The organism is Syntrophotalea carbinolica DSM 2380, assembly GCF_000012885.1.
Classification (GTDB): domain Bacteria; phylum Desulfobacterota; class Desulfuromonadia; order Desulfuromonadales; family Syntrophotaleaceae; genus Syntrophotalea; species Syntrophotalea carbinolica.
Window position 1 is genome coordinate 621,167 of record NC_007498.2, and the last position, 16,859, is coordinate 638,025.

The window sequence follows — 16,859 nt, forward strand, 5'->3', positions numbered from 1 at the left end:
TTTTAATGCCGTTTTGGCGCCAGCAAGGTCATGACAACATTTCCCACCGATGTGTTGTCCAGATAAGGGCCGCGTACCGGATCAGGGCGCGGCCGTACTTCTTCCCGCAAAAGTTGCGTGCCTGCCCCTTTGGCAAACAGCGGCACAAGCGCGTTGGTATGACCGGTGGAATGCCATTGAACGGACGGTTGGTGCAGAATGCCTTTGCTTACCAGGGGGTTCCATTGTGTTGAGGGGCCTGCGCCGTTGAGAAAACCGCATTCGTGGTCGGCGGTGACGATCAGCAGTGTGTCCTGCCATGAGCTGTGCGTCTCTACCCACTTGATGACACTGGCAACGGCACGGTCGAAATCGACCTGTTCCTCGATCATCCTGTCGGTCTGGTTGGCGTGACTGGCCCAATCGATGGCGCCGCCTTCGATCATCAGAAAAAATCCATCCGGGTCGTTGTCCAGAACATTTAATGCACCACGGCTCATCTCCGCCAGTGTCGGTACCGACGTAATAAACGGTTGCGCAAAGGCTTTGTCGGAGACCTCGCCGGCTTCGCCTCGCTTCTGCTGCAGAGTGCGGGCGACTCGCGCGATACCGAGAACCCGTTTGGGCGTGGCGCCGTCAGCCAGCTTGCGGAAAGCTTCCCGTTCTTCGATCAGAGTCCAGGGGTCGATGATACCGTCCTTGTCGCAATCGTTACCCATATCTCCCTGTAACAGCGCATCCCAAGTCGATTCTCCACCGATAAAGCTGTACGAATTCGGCGTTTCACGGAGCTGGCCACTGTCGTCATACCAAGGGTGGCCGCTGCCCATCAGCACCTCCAGTCCGCTTTTGGTAAGCAGGTCCCGGGCAATCTCTTCGTAATTTTTACGGGTCGGATTATGCGCCCCAAAGCCCGCGGGGGTGGCGTGACTGAACTGTACACTGGTGACAATGCCGGTTGCGCGTCCGCTGGCCTCGGCTGTTTCGACGATGTTGGGCAGTTTCCGACGTTCCGCATCCACCCCCACAGCGTATCGGTAAGTCTTGCTGCCGGTGGCCATGGCGGTCGCTGCTGCGGCCGAGTCGGTGGCTCCCTGACGAGCCGCATCGAAGGTCGCCCAGAAGGTGTCCGGATCGTACTGCCCGGTCGCCGGGTAGGTGCTCATGGCAATCCGCAAGGGAAAAGCGGTGTAGGGTTGCCCCTCAGGCTCACCGTACAGGAACAGGCTGGCGGCCCGATAGTGGTTGAAGCCCATGCCGTCGCCGATCATGACGATAATATTTTTTGTCCGTGTGGGTGTTTCCGCAGTAACGGTGGATTCGGCGGTATCGGTGTTGGTGGTGCGTTCCGAGTTTCCGCAGCCCGGCAGGCAGACAGACAGCAACAGGATGCTGAAGGCGGCGGCGATTTTTTGTGACAGGGAAGACATCTGCAAGCCTTTCAATGTTTTTTCGTTGGGTTGTTCGTTTACTCGCAAGTTTATCAAATCGTTGCGATGGAAAAATCGACTTATCTTTTCCGCTTCCTGACGGCACTTCCCGGTTCTTGGCGTGAGGCTGCAGTGTATAATCACGGCTGAAGGGTACATGTGTTCCCGAGCCGACGATTAAGGAGGTTTTGAGTTGATTTTGTGTGCAAAAGTATTAGTTTTTAAATATTATGACTAAATAATAGTTTAGTTGTTTAGTGTTTGTTTACTTTTTTTATATAAATACGGTTGACTTTGGTGAGCCCCTTTATTTGAAGGGACATGAACTGATTTTCCGAATGATATTGGATGCCTGAGGATATTTTTGAGCATCGGGGCCATGCCCGGAACAAATACAAGGAATTTTTTCTTGGCAGGAAGGTTTTCCATGGCTATAGAAGCCGATTGTTTTCCCATTGCAACGGAACCCAGCGAAGATCCCAGACAATTATTGCGCAGGTTTTTATGGCTTGGGCTGCTTTGTGTTGCGCTACTGTTGGCGCTGGCAACCTACGGTGTCTACCGGGTTTATAGCTGGCGGTTGGTGGAAAGCGCCCATGCCGAGGCGCAAGCTATCTGCCAGGTGGTTTTGGTGAAGGAAAAAAGACAACTTCTCGACATAGACAATGACGGAAACGTTCGGTTGGTTGTGGCAGAGGATCATCGGGCGGATTTTAACCGGCGTATGCGGCAATACCTCAAACCCTATGCTGTCGATGCGGTGCGGATCTGGGACAGGCAGCTTCGTCTCGTCAACAGCAGCGGTAAAGAACAAAGCGATCATGGCCAGGCAAAATCCCCGCTCCTTGCCAAAGCCCTTGCCGGGCAGAGTTTTTCCCGGTTGGAAAAGAATGGTTCCGTTTATGCCGCGGAATCGAAGCCTGAAGGTGCGCATGGGCAAATGGTCAGTTATTTGCCGATCTGGGGGCGCCACAAAACGGTTTTGGGGGCGATTGAAATCCGGCGGAATATGGAAGAGATCAGTGCGCAACTTCTTCGCGCCGTGACCTTTTCCGGCATAGTGCTGGCCGCCCTATTGTCTGCCCTGTTTTCCTGTATTTATCTGTTGGTCAGAAAAGGCGCTGTACGTCTGGCCAAAGCCCAGGAAGATTTGCGCTGGCTCGCTACGACAGACCCCTTGACCGGGGTGTATAACCGCCGGGAAGTTCTGGCCAGAACCGAAGAACTATTATCACAATGGAGGGCCGGGGGGGATCGGAACGCATCTTTTGTCAGTGTGTTGATGGTCGATTTCGATAATTTCAAGATCATCAATGATACGTACGGTCACCCGGTCGGGGACAGGGTGTTGCAGGAATTGGCTGCGCGCATTCAGTCATGTCTCGAACCGAAGGACATCCTGGGGCGTATGGGGGGCGAAGAGTTTCTGGTCGTTCTGCCCGGGGTCGGGGTCTCCGCCTGCCGCGAAATTGCCGAACGCTTATGCCAGGCTGTCTGCGGGACGCCCTTTGACCCCGAAAACTATCGGATTTCCGGGTCCATCAGTGTGGGCATGGCAACGATGCGAGCCCATGGCGGCAGTGTGGATGCCATGCTTCACGACGCTGATCAGGGTTTGTATGTGGCAAAAAATAGCGGTAAAAATTGCGCATCCCTGGCCGCAGAACTGCCGTCCGATCCGGATTTTTCGGGGAAATGGGTCGACTGATGGGGGATGAACGATCGGAGCACATGCCGATTCATGCCGAACAGGACCATTGCCCTCTTTGTCGCAGTCGGCATACGATTTTATATTTCGAGGACAGGAATCGGCGTTATCGGCAATGCCTGGATTGCCTGCTGGTTTTTGTGCCTCGTTGTTTCTGGCTCAGCCGGTCAGAAGAAAAAGCAACGTACGATCTTCATCAAAACGAGCCGCATGATGAAGGTTACCGGCATTTTCTGTCTCGCCTGAGTAATCCCTTGCTTGCACAACTTCCTCCGCAACAGCGGGGTCTGGATTTCGGTTGCGGTCCCGGTCCGACCTTGTCTTCCATGCTGGAGGAGCACGGTCACCGTATCGATCTGTACGATCCTTTTTATTTCAACGATCCCTCGGTGTTCGATAAAAAATACGATTTTATCTGTGCCACGGAAGTCGTGGAGCATCTGCACGATCCCGATCGGGAATTCACCTCTTTGTTCGAGATGTTGAAAAGGGGCGGATGGCTGGCCATTATGACCAAGCTGGTGATAGATCGGCAGGCTTTCAGCCGATGGCATTATATCCGGGATCTTACCCATATCTGTTTTTACAGTCGGGAGACTTTTGCATATCTCGCACGGCGATTTAACGCCCAACATACTTTTGCGGCAGATGATGTGATATTACTGCAAAAACACTAGCGAGTGTGCATCCGGAAACTCAGGATGCACACAGCGTAGATTTCATAAGGGAAACGGTCCTTTTCCGGATGAAAACTAGCGAAGAGATCGCTGGATTTGTGCTGGCTGAGTGCATAAACCGCGATCACGGATTCCGACAGGAGGCAGATTATGAGCTTGCAGGAGGATGATGGCCAAGAGGCCCCGCGGTCACTGGCGCCATGGCGCTCCGTTTTGCATGAGGTCATATTCGAAGCGGATACCCCGGCGGGCAAAGGTTTCGATGTTCTGCTTATCGTCAGTATCCTGGCCAGCGTTGCGGCGGTGATGCTGGACAGCATGGGGGCGGTGCGGTTGCAGTATGGCCGGTTGCTCTACGTGGTGGAGTGGTTCTTTACCCTGCTTTTCACGGTGGAGTATGGCCTGCGCCTGTTGTGTGTCGGCCGGCCCTGGAAATACGCGGTGAGTTTTTACGGACTGGTCGATTTGCTGGCCATCATTCCGACCTATTTGAGTCTGGTCCTGCCCGGGACCCAGTATCTTGTGGTTATTCGGATTCTGCGCATTTTACGTATTTTCCGTATTCTGAAGCTGGTGCCCTATCTTGGCGAGGCGCATCTGCTCATGCAGGCACTGCGGGCCAGCGGTCGCAAGATTGCCGTATTCCTCTACACGGTGCTCACCCTTGTGGTTCTGTTCGGCTCGCTTATGTACGTCATTGAGAGCGAGACGCACGGTTTTACCAGCATCCCGCGCAGCATTTACTGGACCATCGTTACCCTGACCACCGTCGGATACGGTGACATCTCCCCACAAACCGGCCTTGGGCAAGCGTTGGCGTCGATGGTGATGATCCTCGGCTACGGCATCATTGCCGTGCCGACCGGCATCGTCACCGTGGAGATGTCGCAGACCTTCAGGCGCAAGGTGTCGACCCAGGCCTGCCCCGAGTGCAGCGCCGAAGGGCACGATGACGATGCCTGTCACTGCAAATATTGCGGAGCGAAACTCTAACGGCCACTCCCGGAACGTTTTGGGCCGGGCAAAACGAAGGGTGGGAGTGGATTCGCTATATTTTTTTCACGAATTCGGATTTCAACTTCATGGCACCGATTCCATCGATTTTGCAGTCGATATCGTGGTCGCCTTCAACCAGGCGGATGTTTTTGACCTTGGTGCCCACTTTAACAACCAGGGAAGAACCTTTTATCTTAAGATCTTTGATGACGGTGATGCTGTCGCCGTCATGAAGCTCATTGCCATGTGCGTCACGAACAACTTTGGCCGTATCGGCATTTTCAACAGGCGCATCCTTCGACCATTCATGTCCGCATTCCGGGCAAACATACATGCCCCGGTCTTCATAGGTATATTCGGAGCCACATTTTACACAGTTCGGGAAGTCACTCAATTTTCACTCTCCTCTGTTCCAAAGGGCCGCTGTCCCTTAGATTTATGTAGATGGACGCACTTGTTAGCTTGTGCGGTTGATGCGACCACGCTTTTTAGATCCGGAACCGCTATTTTCCGGCTTTTCGATTCCTGTCTTCAAAAACTGAACTTTTAAATATAGGGACAAAGCAGGCCCTTGTCACCCTAAAATTCACTTTGAGGAGGTTGGCGGGGCGCTGCCAAGGTTTCCGTTAAATCCCTAATGAATCCAGAGTAATGTTTACGGTAAAATTTCCCAAATCGTGTTTTTTTATGATACATTGACACCTCTTCCAACACTGGACCGGGAGGACTCGGTAAGTCAACAGCACAGCACCGGGAAGGGCTATCGTCTTTATCTTCGGACGGTGCATAACGTTGGTTTGTTTTCATGTTGCAAGCATCGAACTCTCCCCAGGCAAAAGGCCTTGGCAGCCCCATGTCCGAAGGTCTTTTCCGAAGCTCAATAAACCTGACGCTTCGGTGTTTCACCCGTTTTTCGTTACGCCTTCGCAGTGTTTTGGCCTATTGATTCGTATGCAGTGTTTTCCTCAACTCCAAATGGAACAGATGACAAAGGTGCGCAATGATAAATAAAACCCTTTGGAAAAAATTGTGGGAGTACGACCCAAACAGCCTGGTTGTCATGGATCATTCATCCATGATCATTCAGATTGTAAACCCGTCCTTTTGCGAGATTGTCAAGGCCGACGAGTCGGAGGTGCTCGGGATACATGCTTCGTCTTTTTTCGATGACCTGACTGACTTTCAGGAAGCCTGGGAAAAAAATACCGTCATCCGTAAGGAGAAGAAATTTCAACGGTACGGAACCTACATGCGGCTGGTCATTTTCCCCATGAGGGACGAAGGTGTGGTTGCCTGTATCCTTGTGGATCTGACCAGTGAACACCATCAGCGGGAAGAAATGCGTCGCATGAAGGAGGAGCTTCTCCTGAATGTGAACAAAGTTATCGATAAGCAAATGCACATCGCCCAGCAGATCGCCGGCCTGCTCGGGGAGACCACCGCCGAAGCGAAGGTCAGTTTGATTAAAATCCGTAATGCGCTTAACGAGGAGATCAAGTAAGTGAAGTGCCTATTGGATGTCTATCATAAGAGTATAAACATGGTGGGTGAAGAGTTATGCGGCGACCAGGTTCGTGTGCTTAACTCCGGCAAAAAGACCCGGGTTGTCTTATGCGATGGCCTCGGCCACGGCGTCAAAGCCAATATTCTGGCGTCGTTGTCCTCGGAAATCATGATTAATATGTTGCGTGAAGACATCTCCTTGCCGGAGGTGATCGAAACGGTGATCGCCACATTGCCGGTAGATAAAAAGCTGAACCTGGCTTATACCACCAGCACAATGATTGAGGTCGATCATTCCGATTTAGCCTACAAAATATACAATTTTGATAATCCGCCCCTTCTGTTTTTTCGTAAACAGAAAATAGAGCCGTTGCCCTTTGAGAAAATAACGATTATGGATAGGCCTATCCAGTTTTCCGAGGGGAAACTACAGCGAGGGGATCTTTTGATAGGCATGAGCGACGGTCTGCTCCATGCCGGTCTCAACGGCGTGCTCAACTACAATTGGAATATTGATCACCTGTCCGCTTACATCGAGGAGTTGTTTCAGTACCTTCCTTCCAATCTCCAACTTATCATCGACAAGACCGTGGCCCATACCAATCAGCTCTATAACAGGAGGCCGGCAGATGATGCTTCCATGGTCGGTTTGCTTGTTCGGGCACGACAAGCGGTCATGCTCTTTACCGGCCCGCCGGTCGATCCGAATGAAGACCGGGCCATGGCCCAGCGCGTGTTAACCTTTGAAGGTACGCGTATCGTCTGCGGGGGGACAACCGGGCATATTGTGGCTACCCAAAGTGGGAAGAAGTATTCTCTTGAACCGGATACGGCTCGTTTGGAAATACCTCCCATGGCTTCCCTGCCGGGGGTCGATATCCTGACGGAGGGGATCCTGACCCTGTCATCCGTATTGGAATGGATCGAAGCCACCAAAGGCAATCCCGATCTGTTGCCCACCAAAGACAACAGCGGTGCCGTACGGGTGGCCGATGCCCTGCTCAATGCCGATGAAATTTTCCTGCTGGTCGGTTTGAAAATTAATCCTGCCTACCAGAATCCCGATCTTCCCTGCAATGTCTCGATTCGCAAGAACCTGTTGGAAAAAATCGCCGAACGCTTGAGAGATGCGGGTAAGACGGTGACCATCGAGTTCCACTGATTTCTGTCAGATGTAATGACTGAAATGTTCGCGGATATTTCCCGATAGACTTTTTTTGATCGCTGCCCGGAGCCGGCGGTATACTGCCCGGACTTACAAAATTTTTCTATTCGAAAACGAGCAGGCTTAGGGACAGCAAAAAGCCAAAAGGTGACGATCGCATAGTGAGGTCGTTTCAGGGTGGCATCGTGTACCTCGAGATCGACGGTGCGTCGCGGAAATAATTCGGGCTCAATGGTGAATGCTTTCTCCATTGAGCCCGAGTTGGTTTTATTTCGTAGCTGAAATTATGCGTCAATTCCCTTTTGGTGCCTAAAAGTGGATGAAACCCTCGAAAAAGAACCCGTCAAGGCTGACATCTGTGGTGTCGCTATCCATAATTTGAGGGTCGACATCGTCTGAAAAATGATGCGTCGTCACCATGTTGAACCAGTTTTGCCATTCGTAACCGGCATTGGCGCCAATGGTCCATCCGTTTTTGAGTCGCTGGGCATAGCCGACCCCGAGTTTCATCTCGACTACGGGGATGATGCGGTTGTGGATGCCCTGTTTCATATTCACCCTGGTTGTGGTGCCGTCCTGATCGTGGTAAGACAGGTCGAAATCGCCCATCAGCACAGAGCCGGCGACCGAACTGAAGACGTTAAAGCCGTATCCTACGCGCCAGTCGAGACCGAGCCCAAGGCGGGGTCCCCATCCCGAGAAGTGGTTTTCGGAGTTGATTGCAACTTCGGTAGTGTTCTGGCGATATACTATGTCGAAATCCTGGTTCATGCTGGCGTAGCGCAAACCGCCTTCCAGGCTCAGGCCGAGGTGTCGGCCGATATCCAGGTTCTGTCGGGCGTTCAGATCGATGGCGTAGTGTTCGAAATCATAGCGAGCCTTGGCTGTGTCGACATTTTGGTCGTCGATAGAGGCGTCCGCATGTAGCCAGAGACCCCATAAAGAGCCGCTCGATGATGCCGTGGCGGATTCGCTGTCATGGGATTTGAGGCCGGTGAACTGCACGCCGATTTCAGTACCTGATCCCAAATCGTATCCCAGACCGAAACGCCCGCCAAGCTGATAGTCGGGCTCGATTTCGCTGACGGTACCTTCGGGGTAGGAATCATTATCGGGATCTTTGATAGCAAAATCGAGATTAGCCCGGGATGGACGCATGTAGAGAACCTCGGCGGAAGCCTTGAATCCAGGGGTGGTTTCCGGAGCTTTGATCAGGGGCGTTGCCTCTGCTTGCAAGGCAGCTGCGGCGGGGCGGGGCTCCGCTTTGAGCCGCGCCAGTTCCGCTTTGGCTTTGGCCGCTTCTTCTTTAGCTTTGGCTGCTTCCGCTCTGGCCTCTGCCAAAGCCCGATCTGTCTCTTTGATGGCCGCGTCGTATTTGCGTTCCATCTGTTGGATCATCTGGTAGAGTTCTTGGTTACTTGGCTCCTGTGCCCAGGCAATTCCTGGCAGAATGGCCATCGCGAGCACGGCTACGATAATTTTCCGCATGTGATTCCCTCCTGTCAAAGTTAAAGTAATTTAGTCTGTATACAAAAAATTTATATTGGATGTCAATAATTTGTAATGTAACATAATGAAACATTAAAAAATTATCGCATACATGGATGGGTTCAGAGAAAACAAAAGGGCAAATCTCAACTCCTGAAATATCAGAGATTGAAACTTGCCCTTTTTTTGTTTTTTATGCTGGTGGTTGCCTTGATGAAATACCCGAGTAATTCCTGAACTGTTACGCAAGGAACAGACCGGATTCATACTTCCCGGATACAAAGCCTACTCGGATTGTTACGATTCGCCCTGGTCCTCAATGGTGCACAAGCCCATCAGGCGCAAGGCCAGGGCGGTCTCTACCGAGGTGGTGTAACGCCATGAATAGTGCGTCTGGCTTAACTTGCCGGTGTCCAGGTATATGCATTGGTGCCAGAGCTCAGGGTGCTTGGCTCTGACGGTGTCTCTCTGGATAAATGTAAGAGATATTATTTTTTTCGCCATCGTCTCCACAGCGTCCTTTCCTGCTCGCCCTTGGTTAAATCCTTCTTGTTCCATCCACTACGGATGGCTGGTTATTCCAGCGTGGCTATTTCCCCGAATGTCGGTTGATAGCATGCCGCCAGGTTCCGGTTGCGGGTGGTACTGATCCACAATGTAGGGATGCCCGGATCGGTTTCGGGGCTTTTGCCCTGCAGATCGGTCAGATAGATGACACAGCCGGCATCCGGTGCATTCTGTACGGCCCATTCAAAGGGCGGGCACAGATCGGTGCCGCCGAAGCCCGAAGCTTGCAATTGTACCGGGTATTCGTCGGGAGTGATAGTGTGGACAGCGGATATCGCGCTGTCGCAATAAACGACATGCACCGTGGCAGGGTAGCTTAGCAGGATGTCGTTCAACTCGGCCTGGAACTGGTTCAGCTCCCGTTGTGTGATCGAGCCGGAGGTGTCGATCGCCAGGACCAATGGTTTGAGTCCGTTGGAGCGAAAACTGGGCAGGTAGATTCCGTCGGCGATATGGCGCCGGTTGGGCTGGTTCCACGCATAGTCATTGCCGGAGGTGTGGTCGACAAAAGTTCTCAGCATTTCACGCCAGTCCAGCACGGGGTGGACCTGCTCGTTCACCAGACGCGCCAGCGCACTGGGCAGTTTTCCCTGGGCCTTGGCCGCCTGGGCGGCCTGCTGTATGGCTACGGTCATTTCCGCTTCCTGCCGCTGCCTTTCCGCCTTGGACAACGGCTTGTCGTATTCGTCCCTGGCATCCTCGAAACCGCCGCAGCCGCCCGGGTCATCGCTCTGCTGGATGTCGTTTTCGCCGCCATCCCCCTCCCCATCGCCGGCCCCGCCCGGCAGCCGATCGTAGATCTGTTCCGCGGCAAGGTTGTCGAAGGATTCATGGTGCAGGGCGTGGGGCAGCAATTTGAGACCGGCATCTTTGAGGATGCCGTTTATGGCGTAATCCCCGGCCTTGTTAAATCGGCCGGCAGTGCGGGCACTGCGTCGCAGCGGATGAAAGTGGGCCACATGCATGACCAGATGAGCGAGGACGAACACGATATGGTCGATGCTCAGCGAATCGATAAACTCCGGGTTGTAGCGGATCTGTCGGCCGTCGGTGCAGGCGGTCTTGATGTCCCGGTCTTCACGCAACCGCATGCGCAGCAGCAGGGTGGCGAAAAACGGGTGATCGAGCACCATCCTTGCGATCGCCTTGTCGAGCTTCGTGGACTTTTTCATCGTTGTTCCTTCCCGGTCGGACGCTGAACTGCAGCGGGCCATCCGTTGCCCGGCGGCCGTTTATCGCAATGTATAATGCTTCGGCCCCTGCTGAAGAAGGTTCTGCATCATAACAGCAGGTCGCCGTTGGCTTTGGCCCAGCTGCTGAATTCCTTGGAGGTCGCCAGTTTGGGTTCGGCCTGCAGGGCATCGCGCAGCCAGACGACCTGAAATTCGGCCGGCAGCCGTCTCATGTAGCGGAAGGCGGGGGCTGCCGTATCTGCGGTGATTTTGCGGCTCATGGCACCGCAAAGCGCATAGAGTACTGACGGTTCCTGGGGAACCTCCGATTTGTCCGGATCGCGCATGATCGATTCTACATCCGGCAGGTCGCGATAGACCTCCAGAAAGGAGGTGAATTCGGCGGCCGCGCCGAACCCCAGCGCCCCGGCGAAAAACGGTAATTCCGCCTCGACCGGCAGCTTGCCCAGGAACCGCCCGACATTGGCCCAGACCCGCGGGCAGGGAAAGGAGTGTCCCTGGGCCTTGGCATCGAAGTGGTGCAAGAGTTCGGGCCGCAGCCGCAAGAAGCCGATGATTTCCGACGGTACGTTGTTGGCGACCGCCCAGGCGCACCACTCGTCCAGATCGACGGCCAGTTCCAGGTGCGTGGCGAAACGGGAGCCCAGCGCCTTGCTGATCTTACGACTGAAGGTGCCGTCGGTCACCCGGTTGCCCGCCGCCAGAATTCGCCACCCGTCCGGCAGACTGTATTCACCGAGCTTGCGGTCCAGTACCAGTTGCAGCAGCGAACTCTGCACCGAATCCGGCGCCTGGGAGAGTTCGTCGAGGAACAACACGCCTTCCCCTTCCGAGGGGAGGAAGGTGGGCGGATTCCAGCGGGTGGTGCCGTTTTCCACCGACGGCACGCCACGCAGATCGACAGGATCCAGCAGCACTGCGCGGACATCGATCAGCGGCAGGTGCAGCTCTGTGGCTACCTGGGCCACGATTTGCGACTTGCCGATGCCGGGGGGACCCCAGAGGAACATGGGCACGTTGACATCAAGCCCGCTCTTGAGTATCGCAATAGCCAACGATGGTTTGACGGTTACCGATGATTCCATAAAGCCTCCGACTGCGGAAATCCGAAAGACAGGGATTTTAGAACGAAACACCCTCCCCCGAATGTGTAAGGGAAGCGATGTGTCAAGGATATCGAATGCAGGATCGGGACAACTTGATTTAAATCAATTTCAGGAGGTATTGGATCTTGCCAAGGCCAGATGCGCAGCATCGCGGGGGAGAGGGGCGGCATGTCAGGAGGGCGGGAGCATCCGTTTCAAACTGTAAAATCCGGACCATAAAAGAAGCCCCCGTCGATCATTGACGGGGGCTTCTTCAACATCCTGCTGAGGGATACGGGCTTACAGGCCGGCCGGTTTGAGGGCAACCCGACTGATTCCCCAGCTCAGTAAAGTCGAAGCCGCCGTGACGATGCAGAATTTAATGATGACGGGAACGCCGGCCCAGGACAACAGGACCAGGCCCAAGCCCAGAACAATCGGCATATGGAGGATATAGATACCGTAGGAGTTGGCCGCCAAGCTCCGGTTGATTTTTGAATCGCGGTTCCAGTAGCGATAGGCGAAGGATATCAATACCATGAAAATGGAGAGGCAGAGAAAGGCCCTCGAAAAACAATAAACCAGCAGGACAGGCAACGATGGCGTCGTTCCTCCGCCCATTTTCTGTACGGAGCCCAGAAAAAAAACCATCATGGCCAGGCAGACAGGCAGCCATATTCTCAAGCGGCCAACAGCTTTTCCGTTTGAGAACCAGCCTTTCCATGCGGCATAAATTCCCGCGGGGAAATAGAAAACATACAAAAACAATCGGGTTGGCTGGAATTGCACCAGGTTGGCGATGATGACCCAGGGTTCGTGCCCATTCACGGTAAATAAGGGTACCATGATGACAAGACTCATGCCGGTTGCCACACCCAGGCCCAGCAGCACGGGCAAGGCAGAGGAATCCTTCGGTTCGGGAATAACGGACTTGTGGCCGAACCATTTGGCTTTAATCGCATAAAGACAGGCAAAAACGACAAAGAACCAGAAAAGAAGAGAAAGGAACCAGAAATAATTGTGCGAAGGCTGTGCGTAAGAGGTGATATAACCTACGTAAAAGTCGCCAAAGCCTTTAAGATACGTGCTCCAGTAGGCTGCATATCCGGAGGATACGGCGTCTGTGGATCTGAAATATTCGTATATGTAGCCGATCACAGGCACAATGACAGTGGCGCCTGCCAGCAGAGGGATTCCGATTCTCGTTAGCTTGCTTCTGACAAATAGCCAGCCTCCCTTTTTCCGGATAGATTTTAAGGCAAAGAATCCTGCGATGAAAAACATGATGGGCATGATAAAAACGTCTGTAATCAACACGATAACGTCAAATATACCCGTCTTGCCGGGATCGCCTTCCAGCACAGGCCACCAGGGGGTGAGCTTGCTGTACGCGAGGGCTGCGTGCAGGACGATTACACAAAGGACAATAAAATAACGAAGATTGTCGAGAAAGAATAACCGCTGCAGGGAAGGATTGGCTGTACAATCGTTCATGGTAACTCCTTTAAAGACGCTCGTTTGTCATGACGTATACCACATATTGATAGTTTAATCATAGAGAGTTTTAAGCGTTTTTGGAGTTCCCCTGACGCATACTTGTCGGTTTTACGACGAGAGCTTATGTATATGGGATGAAATGAAAGCGGAGGATGCAGGTATGAAGAAGAAACAAGTCGTATGGCTTTTATGTCTTGGACTGGCTGTTATTTTGAGCTTTTTCGGAGTGTATTCTTTACAGGATTCCCCTCTCCGGAAAAAGGATTTAAACGCGGTTTCTCAAAAGGGGAAACAGCATGGGATCTCACTGGGCGAGCATTTATCCACGAGTTATAGGGTTGACCTGCCGGGGCTTATTGAAAAGAGATACATTCGTGTCCTGACAACACTGAATCGGACCAATTTTTATGTCGCCAATGGCCAGCCGGTAGGTTTTGAGTATGAGTTACTCAAAGGATATGAAAAATTTCTCAACACCAACATTTCCGATAAAAACCTGCAGATCGTGTTTGAGTTCATTCCGGTGGACAGGGACGAACTGATCCCGAAGCTGATCCAGGGCTATGGGGATATAGCGGCTGCGGGCCTGACCATTACACCGCAGCGAAATAAGCAGGTCAATTTTACCGATCCGTACCTGCGCGGGGTGGCCGAAGTTGTGGTGGGCCGTAAAAAGGATACCCCACTTGAAACGGTCGCCGATTTAAGCGGCAGAAAAGTTGCGGTGCGTCAAAGCAGCAGCTATTTCCAAAGTTTGAAACGCCTCAATCAGGAATTCAGCCGCCAGGGCCTGGATCCGGTGAACATCGTCACCTTGAGCGAGGACCTGGAAACCGAGGATATTCTCGAAATGGTCAACGCCGGATCGCTGCCATTGACGGTTGCCGACAGCCATATAGCGGCGGCGTGGAAAGAGGTGCTGCCTTCCCTTGCTGTTTACGACGATATAAAGCTCAGAGAGGGAGGGGACATCGCCTGGATGGTGCGCAAGGGCAATCCGAAACTCAAAAAAAGCCTGAACCGGTTCTTGCGGACCCATAAAAAGGGCACATTGCTGGGAAATATCTATTTCAAGCGATACTATGAAAACGCCAAAAGGTTAAAAGATCCGACCGATCTGGAACATTGGAAAAAGGTGCGCCGATACGAGCCGATTATCCGCAAGTATGCCGACCGCTACCAGTTCGATTGGCTGCTGATACTGGCCCTTGCGTTTCAGGAGTCCGGGCTGGATCCATCGCGCAAAAGTCACGCCGGCGCTGTGGGCATCATGCAGATTCGCCCTTCTACGGCCAGGGATCCCCATATCAATATCGATCATGTGGAGGATGTTGAGAATAATATTCATGCCGGGGTGAAGTATCTCGCTTTTCTTCGGGATCATTACTTCGGTGCAGAGGATATTCGGCCGCGGGACAGGACCCGGCTGGCCTTGGCTGCCTATAACGCCGGCCCCGCCAAAATACGCAGGCTCCGGGCGCGGACAAAAAAGGTGGGGCTGGACGAAAATCAGTGGTTTCGAAACGTGGAGCTGGCGGCCCTGCGGTCCATAGGGCAGGAGACTGTGCGCTATGTGAGTAATATCAATAAGTATTACGTGTTGTATCAGATTCTTGAACGCGAGCAGGGCTAGCAACGTGGGGCTATCTTGCTGAGACTGTAAAATTCGCGGAGTAAAGGGGGCGTCGGCTACAGCTCGTAACCACGGGAGGCTCCGACGTCTATCTGCCGCCGACTTTTTCGATGCTTAGGGGGATGAATGAAAAAAGCCTGAAGAGCATCTATAGGATCTCACTCTGGTTGACCCTTTTGTTATGCACCCTTAAAAGTCCTTACTCCATAATATTGTCTTCCAATGCACGGATCTCTTCCCTTAACAACTCGCATCTGGCCCGCAAATCGTCTCTTGGGTCATCAGTCACAGTTGTGATGGCTCTTTCACCGGTTATAGGGCAGATAGGGCCATTGGCAACAACGCTTTCAATGTTGGCGGTGATATCTGTGATTGCCTTTTCGTAGGCAGCCAACTCCGCCCTTTTGTAGCTAAGCTCTTCACGATAATCGGCCTCACTTTTACCAACTGATTTAATGCGAGTTTGCAGCTTATGGAGAGTTGAGTTTGGCTTTGCAGGATAAAAACAAGCCACACATATTCCGATAAACACTAAATACAATAGTTTTTTCATGATTATTGTTCCGACCTTTTGAATGAGGCTCTTCCCTAAATCGAGTGGGTAAGTTAGGGTTTCTCACAGGAATGATACAGCTTTGTACGCTCAAATCCTTGGTATTCGGTCGCCCTGGAAGGTCGCCGAAGTGAAACTCGCGCTTGCTGTCGGCGAGGTCAGTGTTTTTGTTGAACGGGATCAAACTATCCCCATGACCTGTCCAAAGTGTGGGGCAACGGCCCCCGGCTACGACACGCGACAGCGGAAATGGCGGCACCTAGATACCTGCCAGTATAAGACCATGCTTGTGGCCGATGTCCCCCGCGTTCAGTGCCCTGAGCACGGCGTCGTGACCGTTGAAGTGCCTTGGGCGGAACCTGGCTCCGGGTTCACGGCCCTGTTTGAAGCCTTGGTCATCGACTGGCTCAAGGAGGCCACTATCTCGGCCGTCTCCCGACAGATGAATCTCAGCTGGAACGCCATTGACGGCATCATGGCGCGGGCCGTCGCGCGGGGCCTTGCGCGACGCGAAAACGAGGCTCCCAAGCATCTTGGTATCGACGAGACCTCCTTCCGCAAGCGGCACGATTATGTCACGGTCGTCTCGGACCAGGAGCAAGGACACGTGATCCATGTCGCCCTGGGGCGAAATAAGAAGGATCTGACGGACTACTACGACTCCCTTTCCGAGGAACAGAAAGCAGGCATTGAGTCGGTTTCCATGGATATGTGGTCTGCCTACATCAACGCTACTCTGGCGAAGATTCCCGACGCGTCCCGGAAAATCGCCTTCGACAAGTTTCATGTGGCCAAATATCTCGGCGAGGCCGTCGACAAGGTGCGCCGTGAAGAACATAAGGTGCTACTCAAACAGGATTGCAAGGATCTGAGCGGCACCAAGCATGTGTGGTTGACCAACCCCGTCAACATGAGCGACAAGCAATGGCGCTGGTTTCGCGATCTGCGAGAGAGCAGCCTGAAAACCGCCCGCGCCTGGGCGCTAAAAGAGGCCGCCATGGGATTGTGGCATTACGTTCGCAGACCCTGGGTCGTCAAGGCCTGGAAGAAGTGGCTGGCCTGGGCTGTTCGTTGCCGCTTGCAGCCCATGAAAAAGGTTGCGAAAACGATCAAAGAGCACCTTTGGGGCATTCTCAATGCCATCCTTCTGAAGGTCACCAACGGCCCGGCCGAGAGCATCAACAGCCGGATCAAAACTATCAAGGTCAGAAGTCGCGGATTCCGCAATAAGGAGCGGTTCCGCAATGCCATTTATTTCCATCTCGGGGGCTTGAAGCTATACCCTGAAGGCATCATGCGATAGCTGTTACCCACTCGATCGGGGGAAGAGCCGATTTATCTAAAGACATTCTATTGTTATGATCAACTTGCGCTGCTTGATGCAA

15 protein-coding genes are annotated in these 16,859 nt (G+C 53.0%); 7 read left to right on the top strand and 8 right to left on the bottom strand.

Going from position 1 to position 16,859, the window contains the following annotated elements; all coding sequences use genetic code 11:
- Window positions 1-2 precede the first annotated feature (2 nt).
- Entirely contained in the window at window positions 3-1,409 is a 1,407-nt protein-coding gene (locus PCAR_RS03250; protein WP_158447396.1) for an alkaline phosphatase, read from the bottom strand.
- Window positions 1,410-1,836: 427 nt separating this feature from the next.
- Here PCAR_RS03250 and PCAR_RS17635 point away from each other — a divergent pair, with 427 nt between their 5' ends.
- The 3 genes from PCAR_RS17635 (at window position 1,837) to PCAR_RS03265 (ending at window position 4,787) form a co-directional block, all read left to right on the top strand.
- Window positions 1,837-3,117, top strand: coding sequence for a GGDEF domain-containing protein (locus tag PCAR_RS17635; RefSeq protein WP_011340202.1), 1,281 nt, complete (start codon window positions 1,837-1,839; stop codon window positions 3,115-3,117).
- Window positions 3,117-3,794 carry a class I SAM-dependent methyltransferase gene (locus tag PCAR_RS03260; RefSeq protein ID WP_011340203.1) on the top strand — a complete coding sequence of 226 codons (678 nt, stop codon included), beginning with the start codon at window positions 3,117-3,119 and terminating at the stop codon, window positions 3,792-3,794. The genes PCAR_RS17635 and PCAR_RS03260 overlap by 1 nt, the downstream gene beginning before the upstream one ends.
- A gap of 150 nt (window positions 3,795-3,944) precedes the next feature.
- The gene (locus PCAR_RS03265; RefSeq protein WP_011340204.1) at window positions 3,945-4,787 is read left to right on the top strand and encodes an ion transporter; all 843 of its coding nucleotides are present in this window, start codon (window positions 3,945-3,947) and stop codon (window positions 4,785-4,787) included.
- Window positions 4,788-4,842: 55 nt separating this feature from the next.
- Here PCAR_RS03265 and PCAR_RS03270 read toward each other — a convergent pair whose 3' ends face one another.
- Window positions 4,843-5,184 carry a zinc ribbon domain-containing protein YjdM gene (locus PCAR_RS03270; protein ID WP_011340205.1) on the bottom strand — a complete coding sequence of 114 codons (342 nt, stop codon included), beginning with the start codon at window positions 5,182-5,184 and terminating at the stop codon, window positions 4,843-4,845.
- Window positions 5,185-5,790: 606 nt separating this feature from the next.
- Between PCAR_RS03270 and PCAR_RS03275 the strand changes: the two genes are divergently transcribed.
- Window positions 5,791-6,291: a PAS domain-containing protein gene (locus PCAR_RS03275; protein ID WP_011340207.1), complete on the top strand. Its 501-nt coding sequence runs from the start codon at window positions 5,791-5,793 to the stop codon at window positions 6,289-6,291.
- On the top strand, window positions 6,292-7,455 hold the full coding sequence (locus PCAR_RS03280; RefSeq protein WP_011340208.1) for a SpoIIE family protein phosphatase: 1,164 nt from the start codon (window positions 6,292-6,294) through the stop codon (window positions 7,453-7,455).
- A gap of 312 nt (window positions 7,456-7,767) precedes the next feature.
- Here PCAR_RS03280 and PCAR_RS03285 read toward each other — a convergent pair whose 3' ends face one another.
- The 5 genes from PCAR_RS03285 to PCAR_RS03305 all read right to left on the bottom strand — a co-directional run bounded on the left by PCAR_RS03285 (window position 7,768) and on the right by PCAR_RS03305 (window position 13,285).
- A complete protein-coding gene (locus tag PCAR_RS03285; RefSeq protein ID WP_011340209.1) occupies window positions 7,768-8,946 on the bottom strand; it encodes an Lpg1974 family pore-forming outer membrane protein in 1,179 nt (392 codons plus the stop codon).
- Between the two features lie 297 nt (window positions 8,947-9,243).
- Window positions 9,244-9,450, bottom strand: a complete 207-nt coding sequence (locus PCAR_RS03290; protein ID WP_011340210.1) for a hypothetical protein — start codon at window positions 9,448-9,450, stop codon at window positions 9,244-9,246.
- A gap of 71 nt (window positions 9,451-9,521) precedes the next feature.
- Window positions 9,522-10,685, bottom strand: coding sequence for a DUF2201 family putative metallopeptidase (locus PCAR_RS03295; protein ID WP_011340211.1), 1,164 nt, complete (start codon window positions 10,683-10,685; stop codon window positions 9,522-9,524).
- A gap of 107 nt (window positions 10,686-10,792) precedes the next feature.
- Window positions 10,793-11,791, bottom strand: coding sequence for an AAA family ATPase (locus tag PCAR_RS03300; protein ID WP_011340212.1), 999 nt, complete (start codon window positions 11,789-11,791; stop codon window positions 10,793-10,795).
- A 300-nt stretch (window positions 11,792-12,091) separates the two neighbouring features.
- Window positions 12,092-13,285 (bottom strand): acyltransferase family protein, encoded by a 1,194-nt coding sequence (locus PCAR_RS03305; RefSeq protein WP_011340213.1) that lies wholly within the window; start codon window positions 13,283-13,285, stop codon window positions 12,092-12,094.
- 163 nt (window positions 13,286-13,448) lie between these two features.
- Here PCAR_RS03305 and PCAR_RS03310 point away from each other — a divergent pair, with 163 nt between their 5' ends.
- A complete protein-coding gene (locus PCAR_RS03310) occupies window positions 13,449-14,921 on the top strand; it encodes a lytic transglycosylase F (RefSeq protein WP_148204289.1) in 1,473 nt (490 codons plus the stop codon).
- 199 nt (window positions 14,922-15,120) lie between these two features.
- Here the strand turns inward: PCAR_RS03310 and PCAR_RS03315 are convergent, their stop codons facing one another.
- A complete protein-coding gene (locus tag PCAR_RS03315; RefSeq protein ID WP_011340215.1) occupies window positions 15,121-15,474 on the bottom strand; it encodes a hypothetical protein in 354 nt (117 codons plus the stop codon).
- 82 nt (window positions 15,475-15,556) lie between these two features.
- Here PCAR_RS03315 and PCAR_RS03320 point away from each other — a divergent pair, with 82 nt between their 5' ends.
- Window positions 15,557-16,777: an ISL3 family transposase gene (locus tag PCAR_RS03320; RefSeq protein ID WP_011340216.1), complete on the top strand. Its 1,221-nt coding sequence runs from the start codon at window positions 15,557-15,559 to the stop codon at window positions 16,775-16,777.
- The last annotated feature ends 82 nt before the right edge of the window (window positions 16,778-16,859 follow it).

Coding starts and splice junctions, on each gene's coding strand:
- PCAR_RS03250 (WP_158447396.1), bottom strand. CDS start 1,409: ATGTCTTCCCTGTCACAAAAAATCGCCGCCGCCTTCAGCATCCTGTTG.
- PCAR_RS17635 (WP_011340202.1), top strand. CDS start 1,837: ATGGCTATAGAAGCCGATTGTTTTCCCATTGCAACGGAACCCAGCGAA.
- PCAR_RS03260 (WP_011340203.1), top strand. CDS start 3,117: ATGGGGGATGAACGATCGGAGCACATGCCGATTCATGCCGAACAGGAC.
- PCAR_RS03265 (WP_011340204.1), top strand. CDS start 3,945: ATGAGCTTGCAGGAGGATGATGGCCAAGAGGCCCCGCGGTCACTGGCG.
- PCAR_RS03275 (WP_011340207.1), top strand. CDS start 5,791: ATGATAAATAAAACCCTTTGGAAAAAATTGTGGGAGTACGACCCAAAC.
- PCAR_RS03285 (WP_011340209.1), bottom strand. CDS start 8,946: ATGCGGAAAATTATCGTAGCCGTGCTCGCGATGGCCATTCTGCCAGGA.
- PCAR_RS03290 (WP_011340210.1), bottom strand. CDS start 9,450: ATGGCGAAAAAAATAATATCTCTTACATTTATCCAGAGAGACACCGTC.
- PCAR_RS03295 (WP_011340211.1), bottom strand. CDS start 10,685: ATGAAAAAGTCCACGAAGCTCGACAAGGCGATCGCAAGGATGGTGCTC.
- PCAR_RS03300 (WP_011340212.1), bottom strand. CDS start 11,791: ATGGAATCATCGGTAACCGTCAAACCATCGTTGGCTATTGCGATACTC.
- PCAR_RS03305 (WP_011340213.1), bottom strand. CDS start 13,285: ATGAACGATTGTACAGCCAATCCTTCCCTGCAGCGGTTATTCTTTCTC.
- PCAR_RS03310 (WP_148204289.1), top strand. CDS start 13,449: ATGAAGAAGAAACAAGTCGTATGGCTTTTATGTCTTGGACTGGCTGTT.
- PCAR_RS03315 (WP_011340215.1), bottom strand. CDS start 15,474: ATGAAAAAACTATTGTATTTAGTGTTTATCGGAATATGTGTGGCTTGT.